This window comes from Cupriavidus consociatus (assembly GCF_017814975.1).
Lineage (GTDB): Bacteria > Pseudomonadota > Gammaproteobacteria > Burkholderiales > Burkholderiaceae > Cupriavidus > Cupriavidus consociatus.
In genome coordinates this window covers 109574-132118 of record NZ_JAGIQA010000023.1, presented here as the reverse complement: position 1 = coordinate 132118, position 22545 = coordinate 109574, and the positions used below count along the sequence as shown (strand labels likewise).

Annotated in this window: 17 protein-coding genes; 11 read left to right on the top strand and 6 right to left on the bottom strand. The window is 67.6% G+C overall.

The features are described 5' to 3' along the window. The first annotated feature begins 506 nt into the window (after positions 1-506). A complete protein-coding gene (locus tag J8I82_RS27010) occupies positions 507-2549 on the top strand; it encodes a polysaccharide biosynthesis protein (RefSeq protein WP_245180153.1) in 2043 nt (680 codons plus the stop codon). 134 nt (positions 2550-2683) lie between these two features. Here the strand turns inward: J8I82_RS27010 and J8I82_RS27005 are convergent, their stop codons facing one another. The 5 genes from J8I82_RS27005 to J8I82_RS26985 are packed head-to-tail and all read right to left on the bottom strand — an operon-like array spanning position 2684 to position 7299. Then, on the bottom strand, positions 2684-3718 hold the full coding sequence (locus J8I82_RS27005) for a GNAT family N-acetyltransferase (RefSeq protein WP_209761895.1): 1035 nt from the start codon (positions 3716-3718) through the stop codon (positions 2684-2686). Continuing rightward, positions 3718-4758 carry a hypothetical protein gene (locus J8I82_RS27000; RefSeq protein ID WP_209761894.1) on the bottom strand — a complete coding sequence of 347 codons (1041 nt, stop codon included), beginning with the start codon at positions 4756-4758 and terminating at the stop codon, positions 3718-3720. The genes J8I82_RS27005 and J8I82_RS27000 overlap by 1 nt, the downstream gene beginning before the upstream one ends. Before the next feature lie 43 nt (positions 4759-4801). Then, a complete protein-coding gene (locus J8I82_RS26995; protein WP_245180152.1) occupies positions 4802-5470 on the bottom strand; it encodes a phosphatase in 669 nt (222 codons plus the stop codon). Beyond that, positions 5470-6654 carry a DegT/DnrJ/EryC1/StrS family aminotransferase gene (locus J8I82_RS26990; RefSeq protein WP_209761893.1) on the bottom strand — a complete coding sequence of 395 codons (1185 nt, stop codon included), beginning with the start codon at positions 6652-6654 and terminating at the stop codon, positions 5470-5472. The genes J8I82_RS26995 and J8I82_RS26990 overlap by 1 nt, the downstream gene beginning before the upstream one ends. A 45-nt stretch (positions 6655-6699) precedes the next feature. Further along, positions 6700-7299: a sugar transferase gene (locus J8I82_RS26985; protein WP_209761892.1), complete on the bottom strand. Its 600-nt coding sequence runs from the start codon at positions 7297-7299 to the stop codon at positions 6700-6702. Between the two features lie 197 nt (positions 7300-7496). Here J8I82_RS26985 and J8I82_RS26980 point away from each other — a divergent pair, with 197 nt between their 5' ends. The 7 genes from J8I82_RS26980 (at position 7497) to J8I82_RS26950 (ending at position 16911) form a co-directional block, all read left to right on the top strand. Then, complete coding sequence (locus J8I82_RS26980) at positions 7497-8732, top strand: glycosyltransferase (RefSeq protein WP_245180151.1); 1236 nt, start codon at positions 7497-7499, stop codon at positions 8730-8732. A 176-nt stretch (positions 8733-8908) separates the two neighbouring features. Further along, the gene (locus tag J8I82_RS26975; RefSeq protein WP_209761912.1) at positions 8909-10048 is read left to right on the top strand and encodes a glycosyltransferase; all 1140 of its coding nucleotides are present in this window, start codon (positions 8909-8911) and stop codon (positions 10046-10048) included. Further along, positions 10026-11189: a glycosyltransferase family 4 protein gene (locus tag J8I82_RS26970; protein WP_209761891.1), complete on the top strand. Its 1164-nt coding sequence runs from the start codon at positions 10026-10028 to the stop codon at positions 11187-11189. Before J8I82_RS26975 ends, J8I82_RS26970 begins: the two co-directional genes overlap by 23 nt. A gap of 95 nt (positions 11190-11284) precedes the next feature. Beyond that, positions 11285-12616, top strand: coding sequence for a Vi polysaccharide biosynthesis UDP-N-acetylglucosamine C-6 dehydrogenase TviB (gene tviB / locus J8I82_RS26965; RefSeq protein ID WP_284183173.1), 1332 nt, complete (start codon positions 11285-11287; stop codon positions 12614-12616). 46 nt (positions 12617-12662) lie between these two features. Then, entirely contained in the window at positions 12663-13748 is a 1086-nt protein-coding gene (locus tag J8I82_RS26960) for an NAD-dependent epimerase/dehydratase family protein (protein WP_209761890.1), read from the top strand. Between the two features lie 19 nt (positions 13749-13767). Further along, positions 13768-15774 carry an asparagine synthase (glutamine-hydrolyzing) gene (gene asnB, locus J8I82_RS26955; protein WP_209761889.1) on the top strand — a complete coding sequence of 669 codons (2007 nt, stop codon included), beginning with the start codon at positions 13768-13770 and terminating at the stop codon, positions 15772-15774. A 12-nt stretch (positions 15775-15786) separates the two neighbouring features. After that, positions 15787-16911 (top strand): glycosyltransferase family 4 protein, encoded by a 1125-nt coding sequence (locus J8I82_RS26950; RefSeq protein ID WP_209761888.1) that lies wholly within the window; start codon positions 15787-15789, stop codon positions 16909-16911. Here J8I82_RS26950 and J8I82_RS26945 read toward each other — a convergent pair. Further along, entirely contained in the window at positions 16874-18466 is a 1593-nt protein-coding gene (locus J8I82_RS26945) for a glucosamine inositolphosphorylceramide transferase family protein (protein WP_245180147.1), read from the bottom strand. The two genes, J8I82_RS26950 and J8I82_RS26945, sit on opposite strands and share 38 nt — an antisense overlap. A gap of 321 nt (positions 18467-18787) precedes the next feature. On the opposite strand from J8I82_RS26945, the gene J8I82_RS26940 reads away from it, so the two are divergent. The 3 genes from J8I82_RS26940 (at position 18788) to J8I82_RS26930 (ending at position 22455) form a co-directional block, all read left to right on the top strand. Continuing rightward, entirely contained in the window at positions 18788-19996 is a 1209-nt protein-coding gene (locus J8I82_RS26940; RefSeq protein ID WP_245180146.1) for a carboxylate--amine ligase, read from the top strand. Beyond that, the gene (locus tag J8I82_RS26935) at positions 19993-21306 is read left to right on the top strand and encodes an NAD(P)-binding domain-containing protein (protein ID WP_209761887.1); all 1314 of its coding nucleotides are present in this window, start codon (positions 19993-19995) and stop codon (positions 21304-21306) included. Before J8I82_RS26940 ends, J8I82_RS26935 begins: the two co-directional genes overlap by 4 nt. 66 nt (positions 21307-21372) lie before the next feature. Next, a complete protein-coding gene (locus tag J8I82_RS26930) occupies positions 21373-22455 on the top strand; it encodes an acyltransferase family protein (RefSeq protein ID WP_209761886.1) in 1083 nt (360 codons plus the stop codon). Positions 22456-22545 lie beyond the last annotated feature (90 nt).

The window sequence follows — 22545 nt, the reverse complement described above, 5'->3', positions numbered from 1 at the left end:
CCAGCCCGGGGCATACCACCCGGGCGTACCCATTTCTGCGGATGCGCGAGCGCCCCTTGCGGATCGGGCCGCCAGCGCATCGACGGTGGCTTTTCCGCTAGCCCGCAGTGCCTGCATCGTCGCACCGGGGCTTGCCTGCGTCCCCACCCACGGCAGGCATGCGTACCCGTTTCTGCGCACCCAGCGCCGCCCGCCATCCATTGCCGAAACCGCGTTCGGCAGCGCACGTAGCCTGATTGCGCCCCCCCGTGCAGACACGATAGCTTTCAAGGTAAGCGAATCACACCGGCACATCGTGTCGGGTGCAACGTCGCCACTACCACGGCATGCAACATGCCGGCGGGCGGCGTACGTGCTGACGGGAAGAAGAAGAGCCGTGCCATGAACACACCAATATGGATGCTTCGAGCGGAAACCGCCCCCTGCCGGTCCCAGGGCGTGCGGACAGCAGCGATGATGCCAAGGCCGACCGGCGTGGTCCGGCTGACGTGGCAGGAGGTGCGCCCATGACCGGCCTGCGCTTGCCCAGTCCCGTGTCCCTGACGCGCCGGCAGAAGATCGTCGTGATGATGACGGTCGACCTGCTTGCGTTGCCGCTGTGCTTCACGCTGGCGCTGCTGCTGCGCGCCGGCGACGCCGGGCTGATCCTGCAGTACGGGATGCTGCCGCCGCTGTTCATCGCGGTGCTGACGATTCCCGTACTTGCCTTCAGCGGGCTTTACCGAACCGTGCTGCGGTATATCGACCTGAAGGTGCTCTGGGCGGCCGGCATCAGCATGGCGGCCCTGGTCGGGCTGACCTACGCGGTGTCGTTCCTGATCAACGATAGCCGCCTGCCGCGCGCTGGCCTGCTGATCTACTGGTTCATCGCCTTCGCCTACGTGGTGATCTCGCGTTTCCTGATCCGCGCCGTGGTGCGCCGCACGCAATTGTGGCGCATGTCCCGCGGCCATCCGACCCGGCGTGTCGCCATCTACGGCGCCGGCGAGGCCGGCTTCCAGCTTGCCAGCGCCATGCGCGCCAGCGTCGACCATGAGGCCGTCTGCTTCTTCGACGACGATAGCTCGCTCGGCAACCACACGTTCGCCGATCTGCCGGTGTTCCATACCTCGCGCCTGCGGACAGAGCTGCAGCGGCTGGGCGTCGACGAAGTGGTGCTGGCGGTACCATCGCTATCGCCGGAGCAGCGCAAGCGGATCCTGGACAAGCTGCACCGGTGTGCAGTGAGCGTGCGCACCCTGCCTACCTTGCTGGAACTGGTAGACCGCAAGATCACCATGCAGTCGATTCGCGAAGTCAAGCTCGAAGACCTGCTCGGACGGGCTCCTGTGCCGCCGCGCGAGGCGCTGTTCGCCAAATGCACGCACCGCAAGGTTGTCATGGTCACAGGCGCAGGCGGTTCCATCGGCAGCGAGCTGTGCCGCCAGGTCGCCTCGCAGCAGCCGAGCAAGATCATCCTGTTCGACCATTCCGAGTGGGCGCTGTACATGATCGAGCAGGACCTGCGCCGCAACTTCCCCGGGGTGCCGCTGATGGCGCGCATCGGCTCGGTGTGCGACGCCAACGCGGTGGCCGCAGCGATGCAGGGCCAGCAGGTCGATACGATCTACCACGCCGCGGCGTACAAGCACGTTCCGCTGGTCGAAGACAACATGCCCGAAGGCATCCGCAACAATGTGCTGGGCTCGCTCACCATCGCCAACATGGCCGACCGCTTCGGCGTGCAGACCTGCGTCCTGGTCTCGACCGACAAGGCGGTCCGGCCCACCAATGTGATGGGCGCGAGCAAGCGCATCGCGGAGCTGATCTTCCAGGCCGCTGCGGCCAGGCCCGGTACCCGCACGGTCTACGCAATGGTCCGCTTCGGCAACGTGCTCGGGTCTTCCGGCTCGGTGGTTCCGCTGTTCCGCAGCCAGATCGAAGCGGGCGGGCCGATCACGATCACCCACCCGGATGTGATCCGCTTCTTCATGCTGATCCCCGAGGCCTCGCAGCTGGTGATCCAGGCCGGCGCCATGGCGCGCGGCGGCGAGGTGTTCGTGCTGGACATGGGGCAGCCAGTGCGTATCGTGGACCTGGCCAGGACGATGATCGAGATGGCGGGGCTGGTGGAGCGCACCAGCAAGAACCCGAACGGCGACATCGAGATCGCTTTCGTCGGCCTGCGCCCCGGAGAGAAGCTTTATGAAGAACTGCTGATCGGCGGGGACGTCACGCCGAGCGCGCACGAACGCATCATGTGCTCGGAGGAGCCGCGACTGGAGGAAGCGGAATTGCGGGAGAAGCTGACCCGGCTTTACGAAGCGTGCGACTCCCGCGACGAGGTGAGCATACAGACGGTGGTGCAGTCGATCGTGCCGGAATACGCCCCGTACTCCTCGCTCGGCGATGCCTCGCGCAAGCCGCAGCGGCCCGCGCCGGCGGACGGCAGCCACGGCAGCCAGGACGTGCAGGACGAAACCCGGGCGCCGCGGCAGCTCGGGCCGCGGCCGGTCGCACTGCACCGGGTCGCGTTCCAGGCGGGGAGCCCGCCTGAAGCCGGCAGCTGAGTCGAACCGGCGCGGCTGCCGGCTCCGGCAAGCTGTTCTGATCCGCACGCGGCCAGGGCGCAAACCTTTCTGCCGCGGACAACAGGAAGGCCGCCTCAAGGGGCGGCCTTCCTGTTGCTGCCGATCTTCAACGTCTAATCGCCGGACTTGCGATAGGCCGGGAAGAACCCGCTCAGGTCCTCCAGCACCGTGGGCGTGCCGCCGCACAGCGCCTGGTACTTGTCGGCATCCACCACCACGCGTTGCGTGCAGAATACGTGCGTGTCCGGCGAAAACCCGCGCTTGAAGCGGAACAGCGAATCCTCCGCCGACCCGCCTAGGCCTCCGCCGAGGTGATAGTAGCGGTGCCCCTGCTCCCGTCCCCACTGCCGGATGGCGTGCAGCAGGATCTTGCTGGGCTGCCGGTGCCGGTAGCGGGCATCGATGCCCATCAGGTGGCCCTGCAGGATGCCGCCTTCGCCGGACACCGTGATCGTCGCGCCGCCGATGACGACGCCTTCCTCTTCCGCCACAAACAGCCGCAGCCGATCGCCGAGTTCCTCGGCCAGGCTGTAGTGGTAGGCGTCGTCGAAGAAGTAGTACTCGGAGGCACGCAGCCTGTCCATCGACGCGTTGTAGAGACGGATGAAATGCGGCAGCGTTTCCAGCGTCTCGTCCATGCGCACCGTGACCCCGGCCCGCATGGCCTTGGAAATCTCCAGCCTGTGCCCGTGCGAGGTGTCGCGCCAGTGCTCGGCCTCGCTCTTGGACAGGTCGATCGAGATCGTCAGGCCATGCTCGATCATCGTGCCGACGGCACTGCGCCATTGCGCGTTGACGATCGGATTCAAGCGGATAAAGCACGAGACACATCCCTGCCCGCGCAGCGCCTCCATCGCCGTCGTCATGGCCTCGTCGACGAACGAGTCCGGGGCGTCGTCGCTGACGAGCGGGCCGGCAAATCCGTAGGGCGAGCTCGCATCCCAGTCCTTGCCGTTGATGTCGCGGTTCAGCAGCGGCACCAGCAACTCATGGCTGCCGTCGGTGACGTGGACGGCAAACGGCTTGCCGCCGCCTTCATGCTGCGAGGCCCGCAGCCATCCCGGCATATGATGGCTGTCATGCCGGCAACGCTGGAGCACCGCGAGCCATTCGGCGCTGGAAGTCTCCAGCAGATTGGTCTTCATCATCATCGATCCTCGTCGGAAGTATCGGGATTGGTGGCAATGTGCAGGATGATTTCGCCAAGGCGCTCGATGTCGCGCGGGCCATAGCGATGGTCGGCATGCACGACCAGGATGCGGCCGGACAGCCGGCGGTTGTCCTCGGTGGCGGCGGACCAGGTCATGGGCCACAACACCGCCGGGTAGACATCCCTCGCGATCAGCCGTTGCCGGATGCGGTCGCGCTGTGGCGCGTCGGCGCACAGCAGGATGCCGTACGCCGGCGTTTCCCGCCATTGCAGGCCGGCGGGCAGGCCGGCCATGCAGGCGCCGAGCAGCGCCAGGTTATCGCGTCGCCGCTGCCGCATCCGGGCGAGATCAAGCGCCGGGGCCAACGCGCGCGTGAGCGCCGAAGGTCCGGAGATCTCGGCATCGCTGCGCAGGTTGCCTTCCGCTTCGCCCGCCAGTGCCAGAAAGGTTGCCTTGGCGACCTGCGTGCCTGCCAGGTAAGCCGCCTTCATCGACATGGCAGCGGCCATGCCCGCCGCTGCGCGCACATGCCCCGGCGCAGGCGCCAGGGCATGCATGAACGGCTGCCCGGCCGGCGGCCGTACCAGCCCCCCGTCGGGCACGGGCAAGGTCTTGCGCAGCGACGCGAACACGTAATCCGGCGCACGGTCATATGACCAGTCGGCGAGCAGATCGTGCGAGCGGTCGAGCAGGACGCTGCCGCCCTGAACTTCAACCCTCGCCCGCAGGCCGAAGTATTCGGGAACGACCGCAGCCTCGTCTGGCGCCAGCAAGAGCGACGTGAGGTCGTCGAACGGGGCGTGCGGATAGATGCGCACGTCGATGTCGCCTGCGAGGTCGTCCAGCACCGCATGGCAGTAGTAGCTGGGTGCGTAGAGCCGCCGCCAGCCGCGCGAGCGCCCCTGCGCCACGATCGCACGCAGCGCGTCGCGCCCGCTGCCGGTGAGCAGGTCGCCCGGGCGCAGCCACGACGCGCCGCCCAGAGGCGCCGACGGATCGAGATGAAAGAATGAGCCGAATTCCGAGGCAGGTTTCATGGGTGCCATCCCGCGTGCTCGATGAAAAATCCGTGCGAAGGCCTCACGCGCCTCCTGCCCTGAAGAACCCGACGGAGACGACCCGCCTCCCCGTTGCAGGATCCGGGTCAATGCTGCGCCAGTACTCGCCGGTCGCCCCGGTCCATTGCATGGTGCGGCTGTGCAGCGCGTCGCGCATGTCTTCCACGGCGTCGCGCGGATCGAACAGCAGCGCCAGCGGCAGCAGCACTGCCACGGTCGCGCCGGCGTGGCGCAACCGCACCGGCTGCCAGCGCCACAGCGTGATGCCGGCCACCGCAAAGCCGACACACAGACCGATCAGCGATTCGCCCACCGTATGGTGGAAATCCGTCACCAGCACCACCGGCATGAACAGCGCCAGCCCCACTCCCGTGGCCAGCCCGAGCCAGGCCGCGTACCGGCCCAGCACGGAGCCCAGCAGCATCAGCAGCACGGGATACAGCGCGGCTGTCAGCATCGCATGCCCGCTCACGCTGTAGACGCCGATCGACGGGAGCGACCAGCCGGAGTAGCTGAACGCGGACTTGGCCGCCATCACCAGCGCGGCACCGATGCTGAACGATACCGTCCAGCGCAGCGCGCGCGCGCCCTGGCCGGCCACCGCCAGGCAGACTGCGATCCAGACCGCCATCGGCAATGCCACGCGGCTCTCGCCAAAATAGAGGTAATGGTTCCACAGGAAATTCGCCATCAAGCTGCCGCGCGCGTCGCCTGCTCCATCACGCTGCGCACCACCTGCCCGGTCCTGTGCACTTCCTCTTCCGTCAACGTGGGATGCACGAGGAACATCAGGCTGGTCTCGCCCAGCGCGCGCGCCACCGGCAAGCGTGCGGCCGGGCGCCATCCGGTTCCGTCAAAAGCCTTTTCCAGGTAGACCTCGGCACAACCGCCCGTATAGCAAGGCACCCCCGCCGCGTTGATGGCAGCCATGATGCTGTCGCGGCTCCAGCCTTCCGCAAGCCGCTGCGGCTGCACGAACGCATGGAACTTGTACCAGGCATGCTGCACGCCCGCAGGCGCCAGCGGCACGTACAGGCCGTCGCAGGCGCCAAGGGCGTCTGCCAGCGCCATCGCATTGGCGGTACGCCGGGCGTGCCAGTCCGCCATGCGCCGCAGCTGGATGCGGCCGATCGCGGCTTGCATCTCGGTCATGCGCCAGTTCGTGCCGAAGGAATCGTGCACCCAGCGGAAGCCCGGCGGATGCGCGCGGTCATACATGGCCTCCCAGCTCTTGCCATGATCCTTGTACGACCACATGCGCGACCACAGCGCGGGATCGTTGGTAGTGACCATGCCGCCCTCGCCACCAGTGGTCATGATCTTGTCCTGGCAGAAGGACCAGGCCCCGACATCGCCGATGGTGCCAACCATGCGCCCCTTGTAGACGGCCCCGTGCGCCTGCGCGCAATCTTCGATCACCTTGAGCCCGTGCTCGCGTGCCAGCGCCATGATGGGATCCATGTCGCATGGCAAGCCCCCCAGGTGCACGCAGATGAGGGCGCGCGTGCGCGGCGTCAGCACGGCGGCGATGGTCCGGGCGCTGAGGTTGCCGCTGCCGGCATCGACGTCCGCGAACACCGGCGTCGCCCCCGCGTTGACCACGCAGGAAACGCTGGCCAGGAAGGTCCGGGGCGCCACCACCACCTCGTCGCCCGGGCCGATATCGAGCGCGCGCAGCGCCACGTCGAGCGCCAGCGTGCCGTTTGCCAGCGTGATGGCGTGCCCGGCGCCGCACCAGGCGGCGAACTCCTTTTCGAAGTCGCGGCACTCGGTGCCGGTCCAGTAGTTGACGCGGTTCGAGAGCAGCACGCGCTGCACTGCCTGCGCCTCTTCCTGGCTGAAGCTCGGCCAGGGTGAGAATCCGGTATTGAGCATTGCCGATTTCCAAGGGTTGCGGTGCGGTTCACACGCCGGGGGCGCCTATGGTGTCTTCTCGCTCCCGCAGAAGCGGGTCGCGGAAACTTCGCCTTCGGCGCTGATGTCTTCCTTGGCAAGCACGGTGCCGATCGTGCGCCACAGGATCCTCAGGTCCAGCCAGGTCGACTGGTGATCCACGTACCAGACGTCCAGCCGGAACTTCTCCTCCCAGCTCAGTGAATTGCGCCCGTTGACCTGGGCCCAGCCCGTGATGCCCGGCTTGACGGCCAGCCGCCGCGCCTGTTCCGCCGAATAGAGCGGCAGGTAGAAGGTAGGCAGCGGGCGCGGCCCGACCAGGCTCATCTCGCCCTTCAGCACGCACCAGAGTTCGGGGAGCTCATCGATGCTGGTGCGGCGGATCACCCAGCCGAACGGCGTAATGCGTTGCGCGTCAGGCAGCAGCTCGCCATCGGCACCGCGCTCGTCGGTCATGGTGCGGAACTTGATGACTTCAAAGGGCTTGCCATCGAGCCCGGCCCGCGTCTGCCGGAAAAACACCGGACTGCCAAGCTTGCAGCGCACCAGGGCCATCACGACCAGAAGAGGAATCGCCAGCACCAGCAGCGCCAGCGACGCAAGGACGATATCCAGAACACGCTTCATGATCCTTCCCTACCTTCTGAACAGTATCGAGGAGATATCTAAGCGGATTCGTCCGCCACTGTGAAGCGGCCAGGGCCGTCGGAACGTGGCTTGCACCACAATCTTCAGCCGGTTGCCCGCATAGGTTCGGCAGCGAACAGATGCGGGCACTGCGGTGCGATAGGGTGCGGGCGCCAGGTCATGTCGCAGGAGACACAATGGAGCAGCGCCAACACGGGAAGCACAGCGGACCGATGCGGATCATGCTTCTTGTCACCTGCCTGCAGCTGGGCGGCGCGGAGCAGCAAGTGGCGGCGCTCGCGCGCGAGTATGTGGCGCTGGGACACCGGGTATCGGTGGTCAGCCTGCTGCCGGGCAACGAGGTGGCGCTGCCCGAAGGCGTCGAAACCGTGATGCTGACGATGCGCAAGACGCCGTTGTCATTGCTCGAAGCGCTCATGCGGGTGCGCCGCTTCGTGCTGCAATGGCGCCCGGACGTTGTCCATGCCCACATGATCCATGCCAACCTGTTCGCGCGCATGCTGACGCGCGTGTGCCCGGTTCCGGCCACGATCTGCACGGCGCACAGCGTCTTCCAGGGCGGCGCGCTGCGCATGCTGGCCTACCGCCTTACCGATCGATGGAGCGATCTCACCACCCACGTCAGCGCCGAGGGCCGCCAGATCATGATCGAGACCCGCGCGGCGCCAGGACAACGGATCATCGTCGTCCCCAACGGCATCGACACGGCTCGCTACCGCCCGCACGCGCAGGCGCGGTCCGCCGCGCGGGCGGCGCTCGGACTGCATGGCGACGAACGGCTCATCCTCAACGTGGGTCGGCTCGTCTGGGAAAAAGCGCAGACGGATCTGATCGATGCCTTTGCGCAACTGTCCCCTGCGGCCGGCACGATGCTGATGATTGCCGGCGACGGCCCGCTGCGCGACACGCTGGCGCAGTGCATCGCCGGACATGGCCTGGGCGGCCGGGTGCGCCTGCTGGGCAGGCGGCACGACGTGCCGGCCCTGCTGAACGCAGCCGACCTGTTCGTGCTGTCGTCACGGGTCGAAGGGATGCCGCTGGTGGTGGGCGAAGCGCTGGCGTGCGGCTGCCCGGTCGTGGCCACGGACGCCGCCGGCGTGGCGCCGATGGTGGACGGCGTTGGCACAGTCGTGCCGCGCGGGGATCCGGCCGCCCTGGCGCGGGCCATGCGTGACGCGCTCTTGCCAGGACGCGGCGCGGCCGCGGACGAGGCGGCGCGGCATCGGCACATCGATTCCGCTTTCAGCATCGAGGCCATCGCCCGCACCTGGCTGCGGCTGTACGCGGACTGCACCCGCACCGGCGCGGCGTCCCACCCGGCGTCCGCGCTGCCACGGCGCACAGACCGTGAGACGTCGCGCTCTGCGGGCGCGCGCAGCGGGCGGCGCCCGGCTTTCTGGCCGCCACGGTGAACCTTTCTGCCGCCGGCTGCATTGCAGCCACGACTGCCAGCGCAGCATCGGGCGGAACATCCGTTCGACGCCGAACGGATGCTGCGGTGCGGGTGCGATAGCGTAACTGGTACTGCACAAACCCTCACGCCGGAGCGCAGATGGACCCGAGTCAAAACGGAATTCCCGCCGTACCGATGCGAATCATGCTGCTCATCACCTGCCTGCAACTGGGCGGCGCTGAACAGCAGGTGGCCGCGCTCGCAATGCAGTACCGATTGCTGGGACACGCCGTCTCCGTGGTAAGCCTGATGCCGGGCTGCGAGCTGACGCTTCCCGAAGGCGTCGAGGTCCTGATGCTGAATATGCGCAAGACGCCGGCGGCGTTACTGGGCACGCTCATGCAGATCCGGCGGTTCGTGCTGCGCTGGCGCCCGGACATCGTCCATTCCCACCTCGTTCACGCCAACCTGATGGCACGCCTGCTGACGCGCGTGTGCACGGTCCCGGCAACGATCTGCACGGCACACAACTACTTCGAGGGCGGGGCATTGCGCATGCTGGGGTATCGCCTCACTGACCGCTGGGCCGATCTCACTACCCAGGTCAGCGAAGAAGGCCGGCAGCGCATGATCGAGGTGCGCGCGGCTCCCGCCTCGCGCATCGTCTATGTGCCCAACGGCTTCGATACGACTCGCTACCGGCCCAGCGCCGGGCAGCGCAGCGACACCCGTGCCGAACTCGGCCTGCGCCCGGGCGACCGGCTCATTCTCAACGTGGGCCGGCTGGTACCGGACAAGGCACAGACCACCCTGATCGATGCCTTCGCGCAGGCATCCTTCGGGGACGACACCGTACTGATGATCGCCGGCGAAGGGCCACAGCGCGACGCACTGGCGCGGCGCATCGAACAGCATGGGCTGACCGGACGCGTAATTCTGCTTGGCAAGCGGATGGACGTGCCGGCACTGCTGAATGCGGCGGACCTGTTCGTGCTGTCATCCCTGATCGAAGGCATGCCGCTGGTGGTAGGCGAGGCGCTGGCGAGCGGCTGCCCGGTGGTCGCCACGGATGCCTCGGGTGTTCCCGCCATGGTCCGTGGGATCGGCACGCTGGTCCCGCGTGGCGATACGCCAGCGCTGGCACGTGCCATTCGCGACGCCGTCTCGCAAGGCCGCGGAGGACCTGTCGACGAGGCTGCGCGGCACGAGCACATTGCGACCAGTTTCAATATCCGATGCATCGCGCGCGACTGGCTGCGCCTGTACGCCAGCTATGCACGCGCCGGCGCGCCGGCACAAGTCGAGGTTCCCGATGCCGTCGCACGCTACCGCTGAGGCCGGGCGTCAGTCGCCAGCCGGCGCGACACGAGGGCCGGCGATCTGCTTCCTGACCGGGACGCTGAACGTCTTCGGCGGCGCCGAGCGCATGACCGCCACGGTGGCGAACGAGCTGGCCAGGCGCGGGCACTGCATCCACATCCTCAGCCTGAGCGATCACCGCAGTTGCTTCCCGCTCGACCCGGCGGTGCGGCATGAAACGCTGTTCGACCAGCGTCCCTCCTTCCGCACGCACTTCCTGCACACTGTCGCCGGCATTCGCCGCTACGTCAGGCAGCATGGCATTGCCTTGCTGGTGGAAGTCGACCCGCTGCTGACCCTGTTCACGCTGCCGGCGTGCCTGGGGCTCGGCGTACGCCGCATTGCCTGGGAACACTGCAACTTCGACCAGGACCTGGGGCTGCGGTGGCGCCGCATTGCGCGCCGCCTGAGCGCGCGCACCTGCGAGCGCATCGTGGTGCTGACCGAGCTGGACCGCGAGAAATGGGTACGCCGCCTGCACTGCAGCAATGTCGAGGTCATCCCCAATTCGCTGACGTTTCCCGTTCCCGCCGAGCCCGCCGCGCGCACGTCCCGTACCGCGGTCGCCGTGGGGCGCCTGACCGACGTCAAGGGCTTCGATGTGCTGCTGCAGGCGTGGGTGCCCATTGCCCGTGCCTTTCCTGACTGGCGGCTGCGGATCGTGGGTAACGGCGAGCTGCTGGCGTCGCTGACACAGCAGCGCGACCGGCTTGGCCTGCAGCAATGCGTGCGCCTGGAGCCGGCGCGCAGCGATATCGAAGCGGTGTACCGGGACGCCGCCATGCTCTGCCTCAGCTCCCGCTATGAAGGCTTCTCTCTGGTGCTGGTGGAGGCCATGGCCTACGGCCTGCCGATCGTCGCCACCAACTGCGAGACGGGCGTAAGAGCCTTGCTCACCCACGGCCAGAACGCCCGGCTCAGCCCGGTTGACGATGCCGCCGCGCTGGCGCGCGAGATCGCGGCGGTCATCGGCAGTCCCGAGCTTGCCGCCCGCCTGGCCGACGCCGGCCGCCGCAACGTACACAAGTTCGCGCCGGCCGAGATTGCCGTGCGCTGGGAAGGCCTGTTGTCCCGCATCTCGGGAGAAACGGGCCGCAACAAGATCGGCGTGGCATGACGCGCGCTGCGGCTGCCGCACGCGCGCGCGCCTGTGTACGCCAAGGCACGAAACCCCGCGCACGGCATGCTGGCTGCGCACGATAATTTTCACGAATCTGGCTTTTCACGCCGTCGTCGGCAGGCTCGCAAACTCGGAAGATCACTGTCATGGACTTCAGTCACGCACAAGTCGCCATCATCGGGCTGGGCTATGTCGGCCTGCCACTCGCCGTGGAATTCGGCAAGCAGCAGCCGGTCGTGGGCTTCGATATCAATGCCGCGCGCATCGAAGAACTGCGCAACAGCCATGACGCCACGCTGGAGGTCACCGCGGATGAACTGCGCAGCGCGCGCCAGCTGCGCTACAGCAGCGATCCTGCCGCGCTGAAGGACTGCCAGGTCTTTATCGTGACCGTGCCGACGCCGGTGGACCGGGCCAAGCGCCCCGACCTGACACCGCTGATCCTGGCGAGCGAGACCGTGGGCAAGGCGATGGCGCCGGGCGCGGTGGTGATCTATGAATCGACCGTGTATCCGGGCGCTACCGAGGAAATCTGCGTGCCGGTGCTGGAGCGGCACAGCGGCCTGAAATTCAACGAAGACTTTTTCTGCGGATACAGCCCCGAACGCATCAACCCCGGCGACAAGGAGCACCGGCTGCCGGATATCCGCAAGGTCACCAGCGGCAGCACGCCCGAGGTCAGCGAGGCCATCGACGCGCTCTACCGCAAGATCATCGTGGCCGGCACGCACCGGGCCAGCAGCATCCGCGTGGCGGAAGCCGCGAAGGTCATCGAGAACACTCAGCGCGACGTCAACATCGCGCTGATGAACGAACTCAGCCTGCTGTTCCACAAGCTCGATATCGACACGCTCGAAGTGCTCAAGGCCGCCGGCACCAAGTGGAATTTCCTGCCGTTCCGTCCTGGCCTGGTCGGCGGGCACTGCATCGGCGTCGATCCCTACTATCTGACGCACAAGGCGCAGGAGGTCGGCTACCACCCGCAGGTCATCCTTGCCGGCCGGCGCATCAACGACCGCATGGCGATCCATGTCGCCGACGAGGTGGTGAAGCTGATGCTGCGCCGGGGCATTCCCGTGCTTGGCAGCCGCGTGCTGGTGCTGGGTCTGACGTTCAAGGAAAACTGCCCTGATGTGCGCAACACCAAGGCGGTCGACATCGTGACGACGCTGCGCGGCTACAACGCCGAGATCGACGTCTACGACCCCTGGATCAATGTCGAGGACGCCGAAGAGGAATACGGGCTGGCATGCCTGCGCCAGGCCCCCCGGCACGGCCACTACGATGCCATCGTGCTGGCGGTCGCGCACCACCAGTTCGTCACCATGGGCGTGCGGGCAATCAAGGCTTTCGGCAAGGAGCACGCGGTGCTGTTCGACGTGAAGGGCATCCTGCCGCGCAGCGAGGTTGACGGACGCCTGTAGCCACGTACGCAAACCCACCCGGAACCGCGCCACGGAGCCACTGTTCATGCATGAGAACGCCTACGCGCACCTGAAGACACGCCTGGCCGCCACGCCGCGCACGTGGCTCATCACCGGCGTCGCCGGATTCATCGGCAGCAACCTGCTGGAAACGCTGTTGCGGCTCGACCAGCGCGTGATCGGCCTGGACAATTTTTCCACCGGGCACCGCCGCAACCTGTGCGAGGTCGAGTCGCTGGTGCCGCCCAGGCAATGGGCAAACTTCCAGTTCGTCGAGGGGGATATCCGCAACCCCGAGCACTGCCGCAACGCCATGCTGTTCCGTGCGCCCGCGCGCGCAGGCACAGCCGCGGCCCTGCATCCGGTGGACTTCGTGCTGCACCAGGCCGCGCTCGGCTCCGTGCCCCGCAGCCTCGAGGACCCGGTCTCGACCCACAGCGTGAACATCACCGGCTTCCTGAACATGCTGGTCGCCGCCCGCGACGCGCAGGTCAAGACCTTCGTCTATGCGGCCAGCAGCAGCACCTATGGCGACCACCCGGGCCTGCCCAAGGTGGAAGACCTGATCGGCAAGCCGCTGAGCCCCTATGCGGTCACCAAGTACGCCAACGAGCTGTATGCCGACGTGTTCCACCGGTGCTACGGCGTGCACGCCGTCGGCCTGCGCTATTTCAACGTGTTCGGGCCGCGCCAGGATCCGAACGGTGCCTACGCGGCCGTGATTCCGAAATGGATCGCCGCCCTGCTGCGGCACGAGGCCGTCTGCATCAACGGCGACGGCGAGACCAGCCGCGACTTCTGCTACGTCGCCAACGCCGTACAGGTCAACCTGCTGGCCGCCACCAGCGAATACCGCGAGTCGGCCAGCCAGGTCTACAACGTCGCGGTCGGCGATCGCACCACGCTGACCACGCTGTTCGAGCTGCTTCGCGACGGGCTGCTGCGCTATGGCGTGGCCGCCGGTACCCAGCCGGTCTATCGCGGCTTCCGGGCAGGCGACGTGCGCCACAGCCAGGCCGACATCAGCAAGGCGCAGAGCCTGCTGGGATACCAGCCCACGCACCGCATCCGCGACGGGCTTGCCGAGGCGATGCTTTGGTACGTGCAAAGGCAGCAGGCATTGAAGGCCTGAGCGCAACCGGAAAACGACAATGTGCGGACTTGCAGGATTTCTCGGCGGCTTACCCACCCCCATGGCCGAGCGCGCCGCGCTGCTGGCCGCGATGGCCAGGCAGATCCGCCATCGCGGACCGGATCACGGCGATACCTGGTGCGATCCGGACAAGCCGTTCGGCCTGGCGCACCGGCGCCTGGCCATCGTCGACCTGTCCGCGGCCGGGCAACAGCCGATGGCGGCAGCCAGCGGCCGCTATGTGATTGCGTACAACGGCGAGATCTACAACCACCTGGAAATCCGCGCCGAGCTGGAGCGTGCGGGAGCCGCGCCGCGCTGGCGGGGCCATTCCGACACCGAGACGCTGCTTGCCGGCATCGACGCCTGGGGCGCCGAGGCCACGGTGCGGCGGGCGCAGGGCATGTTCGCCTTTGCGTTGTGGGACCGGCAGGCGGGCACCCTGACACTGGCGCGCGACCGCCTCGGCGAGAAGCCGCTCTACTACGGCTGGCAGGGGACGGGCCAGGCACGTACCTTCCTGTTCGGCTCGGAACTGAAGGCGCTGCGGCGCCATCCGGCGTTCGCGGGGCGCATCGATCGCGATGCGCTGTGCCTGTTCATGCGCCACAACAATGTGGCAGGCAGCCACTCCATCTACCAGGGCATAACCAAGCTGCCGCCCGCGCATCTGCTGACGCTCTCGCTGCGGGCCCCGGATCCCGTGCTGCGTCCCTATTGGTCGGGCGCCGCAGCGGCGCTCGAGGGCGTGCGGCATCCGTTCACCGGCACTCCCGAGGAGGCCGTGGACAGCCTGGAGACGCTGCTGCGCCAGGCGGTGGGCCGCCAGATGATGGCAGACGTGCCGCTTGGCGCCTTCCTGTCCGGTGGCGTCGATTCGTCGACCGTGGTGGCGCTGATGCAGGCGCAATCGCCGCAGCCGGTCCGCACCTTTACCATCGGCTTCGACAATTCGGACTACAGCGAGGCGGTGTACGCCAAGGCGGTCGCGCGGCATCTGGGCACCAGCCATACCGAGCTGTACGTCACGCCGGAACATGCGATGGCGGTCATCCCTGAATTGCCCGGCAGCTACGACGAGCCGTTCGCCGACTCCTCGCAGATCCCGACGCTGCTGGTCAGCCAGCTGGCGCGGCGCCACGTCACCGTGTCGCTGTCCGGCGACGCCGGCGACGAGCTGTTCGGCGGCTACAACCGCTACCAGATCACCGCGGAGCTGTGGCAACGGCTGTCGCGCATCCCCTCTCCAATGCGCGCCGCCGCGGCATGGGGACTGACGCGTTTCTCCCCGCAGCGCATCGACCAGCTCGCCGCCACGCTGCCTATCGCCTCGCGCTGGAACAATCTCGGCGAAAAGGTCCACAAGGGCGCGGGCGTCATGGCCGCGCACTCGTCGACCGAGCTGTATCGGGGCATGGTGTCGCACTGGCACCACCCGGAGGCGCTTGTCATCGGCGGCACCGAGCCGGACACGGTGCCGGACGGCGCCCTGTCCCTCGGCGCACTGACCGACGTCGAGCGCATGATGGCGCTGGACATGCTGGGCTACCTGCCCAATGACATCCTGACCAAGGTGGACCGCGCGGCCATGCACCACAGCCTGGAGACGCGCATACCGTTCCTGGACCACCGCGTGGTCGAGTTCGCCTGGCGCCTGCCGCTCGCGTGCAAGGTGCGCAAGGAAGCCGGCGGATACACCACCAAATGGGTGCTGCGCCAGGTACTGGACCGCTATGTGCCCAGGGCGCTGATCGAGCGCCCCAAGATGGGCTTCGGCATTCCGATCGACGCATGGCTGCGCGGCCCGCTGCGCGACTGGGCCGAGGATCTCCTGGACGAGCGGCGCCTGCGCCAGGAGGGCTTCCTGAATCCGGAACCGATCCGCAGCCGCTGGGCCGAGCACCTCTGCGGGCGGCGCAACTGGCAGCATCCGCTGTGGTGCGTGCTGATGTTCCAGGCGTGGCTGGCGCACGAGCGCGCACCGCAGCAGTCCCCCCAACAACAGGCCTGCGAGGCCGTCGCTTAGCAGGAGACCGGCATGCGCTTCCTGATGATCGCCAGCTTCGGCGAGTCACTGCTCAATTTTCGCGGTCCGCTCATCGCTGCCTTGCAGGAAAAGGGCGTGGAAATGCATGTGGCGGCGCCGGGACTGCCCGCAGGCGCACCGGTGCGCACCGCGCTGGAGTCGCGCGGGGTGATCGTGCATGACGTTGCCCTCGAACGCACCGGCATGAATCCGCTGGCCGATGCGCGCTCCCTGCTCGCGCTGCATCGGCTGATGCGGCGGATCCGGCCCGACAGCGTGATGTGCTACACCATCAAGCCGGTGATCTATGGCTTGCTGGCCGCCTGGCTGGCGCGCGTGCCGCGCCGTTTCGCGCTGATCACCGGGCTTGGCTACGCGTTCCGCGAGGACAGTGGCAGAAGCGGGCTGCGCGCGGTGGTGCAGCGGCTCTATGCGCTGGCGCTCGGCCGCGCGCATACGACCTTTTTCCAGAATCCTGACGACGAGGCGCTGTTCCGCCGGCTGACCATCCTGCCCGCCGGCAAGCGTTCATGCATCGTCAACGGCTCGGGCGTGGACGTCGGGAGTTTCCAGGTCGCGCCGCTTCCCGACGACCGTCCGCGCTTTCTGCTGATCGCGCGCCTGCTTGGCGACAAGGGCGTGCGCGAGTATGCCGAGGCGGCCCGGCGGATTCGGGCGCGCAGCGCCGGTGCCGGCGCCCGCTTCAGCCTGGCAGGCTTCATCGACGCCAGCCCGGATGCCATCGCGCAGCATGAGCTGGACGGCTGGATCGCGGACGGCACCGTCGACTACCTCGGGCGGCTGTCGGATGTCCGGCCCGCCATCGCCGGCTGCAACGTCTACGTGCTGCCTTCGTACGGCGAAGGCACGCCGCGCTCCGTGCTCGAAGCCATGGCAATGGGTCGTCCGGTCATCACCACCGATGCGCCGGGCTGCCGCGAGACCGTGGTCGACGGCGACAACGGCGTGCTGGTGCCGGTCAAGTCCGTCGGCGCGCTGGAGCAGGCCATGATGCAGCTGATCGAGGACTGGGAACGCGTCGTGCGCATGGGCCAACGCTCCCGGCAGATCGCCGAGAGCAAGTACGACGTGCACAAGGTCAACGCCGTGATGCTTCGCGAGATGGGTTTCGAGTAGGCCCCGGCAGGCGCAAGGCACGGCTGGCACGCGCCACGATCCGATGCCAGAGCAGGCCCGCGTGGAACAGGTGGCGCTTGCCGTCCACCACGACGCGGTCGCCCCAGTCCGACATGGTATGCAGGCCATCCGGATTGAGGCGATCGCCCTCGGGGCTGACGCGCCCCACGGTCTCTTCCCGATAGAACTCCGGCGTGCAATGCACGATGCGGTTGACCGCAATGGCTTGCCCGTAGCCGCTCTTGCACACCTGCGCCACCCGCAGCAGCTGGCCGCCAGCGCGCACGACCGAGCCGGCCGCGCGCGCCGATCCGTTGTCGAACCTGACGGGGTTCTGCGCGTGCGGCTGCCATGGGCCGAGCAGGTTGTCGGCATGGCACAGGCAGACGTTGTCGAACTGCCCCATCGCGACATCGGTGTAGAGCAGCCAGAAGCGGCCGTCATGCTCGAAAATGGTCGGGTCCACCGCCGCGATGTCTTCCAGCAGCACCGCGACCTGTTGCCAGGCGCCTGACTCGTCCTGGCGGTTCAGCACACAGCGCCGGCTCTGCGACGACTCGGCCACGCAGTACAGCGCGCCGTCGTGGCGGAACAGGTACGGAAACGACAGGTGCCCCGGCAGTCCCAGCTCGACCGGTCCGGCAGCGGACGGCACGTCGTGCGCGCCCAGCTTCAGCCTGACGATGCGTCCGAGGCCCTGCCGCAGGTCGACTTCCTCGCAATAGATTTCGTCTGGCCTGCCCGGCACGCCGAACGGATCGGCCCAGCAATGCGAAGACGCGCGCGTGCCGAGCCAGCGCACTGGCAGCCGCTGCGCGCGCACGGCCTCGGCAAAGGTCATGTCGACGAGCCCGATCATCCAGTGCTCCACCAGCAGGAATCCCTTGACCTGGATGGCAGCGTGAGCGGCGAGCGCGCGCGCGCGCCAGAGCAGGCGCTGCCATGCGGCCGGGCGCGGGCGGGCTCGCCGCTCACCCGGCCACAGTGCACGCGCTGCCAGGCCGCCAAGGGCACGGATCTCGCGCAGCGCACCGTCGAGCAGCGACGCGCCCATGACGGCAAGGCGTTCGCGCGAAATCGTCTCGCAGGGTTCGGCATAGCCGCGTGCCGTGTCGACCAGGAACACGCCCGCGTCCTTCCAGGCCACCAGTTCCAGCACGATGCCGGCGCCGCTGGCGTGGGTCTCCAGGCCGTGGTGCGGATCACCCGGCGCAAGCCCCCGCCCGTCGCAGAGGCGCCACATGCCCTCGACGGCGTGGCCGCGCCAGGCCGTATCGAGCTCGCCGGTGAGATCGACGATCGCCATGATCGCCTCGGTCCCCACGGTGGCCGTCAACTGCCCGGATACCTGCTGCGCATGCGCGCCATCGGGGGTACCGCCGGACTTGCCAGGCAGGCGCATCGCATCCGGCGCGCGCACGATGATGCGGCTGGTGCCGGAGGCGCGCAGGCGCCGTATCACGGATGCCTCCCAGCCTGCCGGCTCGTGCGCGGTCGCCGCGACCACGATGACCAGGCCCCGCGGCGTAGCGGCCTCTGGAAACTGACCGGACATGTCTTCCCCCTGGCGATCCTGTGCAACGCCACTGCATGCATTTGGCACCATCATGCACGGCGCCGACAGTAGCCTTAGGGTGGAGGCGCATTCATGCTTCGGTAGGTAGGAGGCCGCGGGCAAAGGCGCGCACGCGGCGTGTTGCCGTGGCGAAGCCGGCGTATGTGGGGCCCCGTACGGATACCCCGTTTGCGTCGATCTAGATTTGCGGTGTCGGCCCGGTGCACACCCTTCCGCGTGTGTCGGCCGACGGGCGCTCGGACCAGATCCGGCATTCCTCTCCGCACCTGTCACGGACAGCCTTATTCCCTCCTGGAGATCATGATGAAAAGCAGGCTCGATGCGGCAGAGATGCCCGCGGCGGTCGTCGTCGGCGGGCAGCTCGGCGGGCTTGGACTGGTGCGGTCGCTGGGAAACCAGGGGATTCCCGTCATCGTGGCGGAAACGAAGCGTGCCGCGGCCGCACTGTGGTCCCGCCATGCCCGCCGGCATGTCATCCGCGGCTTCGTGGGGCGCGATTTTGTCGACGACATGATTGCGCTGGCGCGCAGCCTGGGGCAGCGGCCGGTGTTGTACCTGACTGACGAGGATGCCGTCCACAGTGTCTCGGAAGCGCGCGAAGAGTTGTCGCGCTGGTACCGGTTCCGCCTGCCATCCGCGCAGGGCGTGCGCATGCTCAGCAGCAAGGCCGCCTTTCACCGCTTTGCGCAGGACCATGACTTCCCGGTACCCCGCACGGTCATCCTGAATGGCCAGTTCGACGTGCCTCAGCTTTCATCCCTGCGCTTTCCCTGCGTGATCAAGCCCGACGACAAGCGCCAGGCGCTGAGCGGGGACAAGGAGCGCGCCATCCGCGTGGAATCGCTGGCCGAGGCGCAGGAACACGCCCGCGCCATGCTGCGCACCCCGGGCGGCATCGTCGCGCAGGAATGGATCGACGGCCCGCAGAGCAATATCTATTTCACCCTCTTTTACCGCGGCAGGGACGGCAAGGCGGCAGCGGTGTTTACGGGCAGGAAGCTGGCCTGCTGGCCGCCCGACATCGGCAGCACCGCCGTCTGCGTCGGCGCGCCCGAAGCTCATGCGGAGCTGGAGCGGATCACGCTCGACTTCGCCAGCGCTGCCGGCTTCGACGGCATGGGCAGCATGGAGTACAAGTGGGACGACAAGCACCGGCGCTTCGTGATGATCGAGCCGACCGTCGGGCGCATCGACTGGCAGGAAGAAATCGCCACGCTGTGCGGCGTGAACATCCCGCTGGCAGCGCATCGCCACGAACTGGAGTTGCCGGACCTGCCGTGCGCTCCCGTCAGGTCTGACGCCGTCTGGCGCGCCACCTTCATCCGCGGGGCGCCGGCCAGCCTGATGCCGCCCGGGGCACAGACCTTTGACGGCTATCTGCGCTGGGATGACCCGCTGCCGGCCATCCATCACTACTGCCTGAATCCGCCGCTCGAACGCCTGCGTCAGCGGTGGAACGGCTGGTTTCCTTCCAATCGTCGCGAGCAGGTCCAACAGGAACAGCAATGATCTCGACCACAGACACCGTGATCATCGGGGCCGGCCCGTACGGCTTGTCGATCTCGGCCCACCTCAGCCATCTTGGCGTGCCCCACCAGGTGCTCGGCGAGCCGATGCTTGCCTGGCGCCATTTCATGCCGCCCGGGATGCTGATGCGCTCCGAGGCCTTTGCCTCGGACCTGTATGCGCCCCTCGCCGGCTACCGGCTGGAGGATTACAGCCGCCGCATGCACCTGCCGTACGCCCCGATCGGCATGCGCTTGCCGCTGGAGAGGTTTGTCGAGTACGGGCTCTGGTTCCAGTCGCAGCTGGTCAGCCACGTGCGCCCGGTGGAAGTCACGGAGCTGCGCCGCCAGCACATTGGCTTCCGCGCGTCCCTGAGCGACGGGGGCACGCTGCTTGCGCGGCGTGCGGTGGTTGCCCTCGGGCTCAAGGGGTTCGAGCATATGCCGCCGTTTCTGCAAGGGCTGCCCAAGCCGCATGTGATGCACTCCGGCGAGATCGGCAACCTGATGTGGGCGCGCGGCAAGCGCATCGTGATCATCGGCGGCGGGCAGTCGGCTCTCGGACTGGCGGCGCTGTTCAACGAACTGGGCGCGCATGTCCGTGTACTGGTTCGCGACAGCATCATTACCTGGAACAAGGACCCGGAGGTCGACCGCAGTCTGATCTCGCGGGCGCTGCGTCCCGAGGGCGGGCTGGCCCAGGGCTGGTATCCCTATGTGCTGTCGGAATTTCCCCAGCTGTTCCGGCCGCTCGGGCAGCCGCTGCGCAAACGCATCGCCGAGACTTCGTTCGGCCCTTCGGGCGCGTGGTGGCTGCGCGACCGCGTGGCCGGCAAGGTCGATGTCCAGATGCAGACCACCGTCCGGCATGGCGCGGTCCGCAACGGCGAGGTGGTGCTGGACGTAAGCAGCGACAGCGGCCCATCCACTGTCACCGGTGACCACGTCGTGGTCGCCACCGGCTTCAGGGTCGATCTGGCAAGGCATTCCTTCCTGTCGCCGGATATCGTCGCGGGACTATTGCTCGTCGATGGCTGGCCCGAGGTGTCGCGCAACTTCGAATCCCGCGTGCCGGGCCTCTATGTCACTGGCCCCGCGGCAGCGATGAGCTTCGGCCCGGTGCTGCGCTTCGTCTACGGCGCCAAGTTTGCCGCGCCGCGCATTGCGCGGCATGTCAGCCTTCGCCATGCGGAGGAGGGTGGCAGCCGACCCTTCGAGCCACTGGGCGTGCCACAGGCCCATGCCGAAGGCGGTCCCGGCGCGTTGCAGCGCCCGCCGGCGGCCTTCCAGGAGGCCAAGATGCCGGCCGAATAGCAAGCGCCAGCCATGGCACCCGCGCCCGGGTGCCAGCGGTCCTGGCAAAGCGTACAGAGACCTGCCATGCAGCAATTCAAACCTCTTACGAGCCTGCGCCTGTTCCTGGCCTTATGGGTGATGTGCAGGCACTGGTTCCATGCCTACGGCGCGCAAGGCACGTTCTTCGACATCGGCTTCACCAGTACCTGGTTCGACCACGGCTACCTGGGCGTCGACGGCTTCTTCATCCTCAGCGGCTTCATCCTCGCCTACAACTACGACCCGGCGCCTGGCAGGGAAATACAGTGGAAGCGGTTCATCGTGGCGCGAATCGCCCGCATCTACCCTGTCTATCTTGCCTGCCTGCTTGCCCTGGCCATCGCCGTGATCGTCCGCGACCTGCTGCTGCACACGCACAACGTCGGCACGGGCGGCTATACCGCATCCAGCTTCCTGCAGGAAATGCTGATGCTGAGTGCGTGGCGCTATGCCGGTGGCCTCGGCTGGAATGACGTCGGCTGGTCGGTCAGTGCCGAGTGGTTCGCCTACGTATTCTTTCCGCTTTTCCTGCTGGCCGCGCCGCGGCTGCACCGGACCCGCATCCTGCTGGCCAGCGGCATCGCCCTGGCGGCACTGGGAGCCGTGGAAGCCACCTCCCCCGACCATTTGTCCCTGAGCGGCGGCGTAGCGCGGCTGGTTCCCGAATTCCTGCTGGGGGTCCTGCTCTGCCGTCTGCGTGCCGCGATGCCACGCCATGAGGGCCTGCGCGCCGGCGGCATGCTGTCGCTATGCGTCTGCCTGCTGGGCGTCGGCCTGGGCGTGGATGTACTGTTCGTGGCGGGTGCGGCCGGGCTGGTGTTCTGCCTGTCCTATCCCAAGGATGCACTGACCCGCGTGCTGTCGCTGCGCGGCCTGGTATTCCTCGGCGAAGTCTCGTACTGCATCTACATCGTGCAGCGCATTCCCCAATACCTGTTCGAGCTCATGCGAGACAAGGTGGCGGCAGTAGCCACCCTGCCGGGGGTCGTGCAGGCAGCGTTGCTGCTGGCGCTGACGGTCGGCATCGCCATCCTGCTGCATCTCGCCATCGAGAAGCCAATGCGCGCCTATATCAATCGCCGGATCGGTGGGAAGATGCCGCTTGCGAAGACATTGGCCAGCAGCTGACCTGCTGGACCGCTCCTGCGCAGCGCCGGTCCAATGACCGGCGGCTGGCATTTGCGGCTGGTATTTGCGGCTGGTATTTGCGGTTGGTAT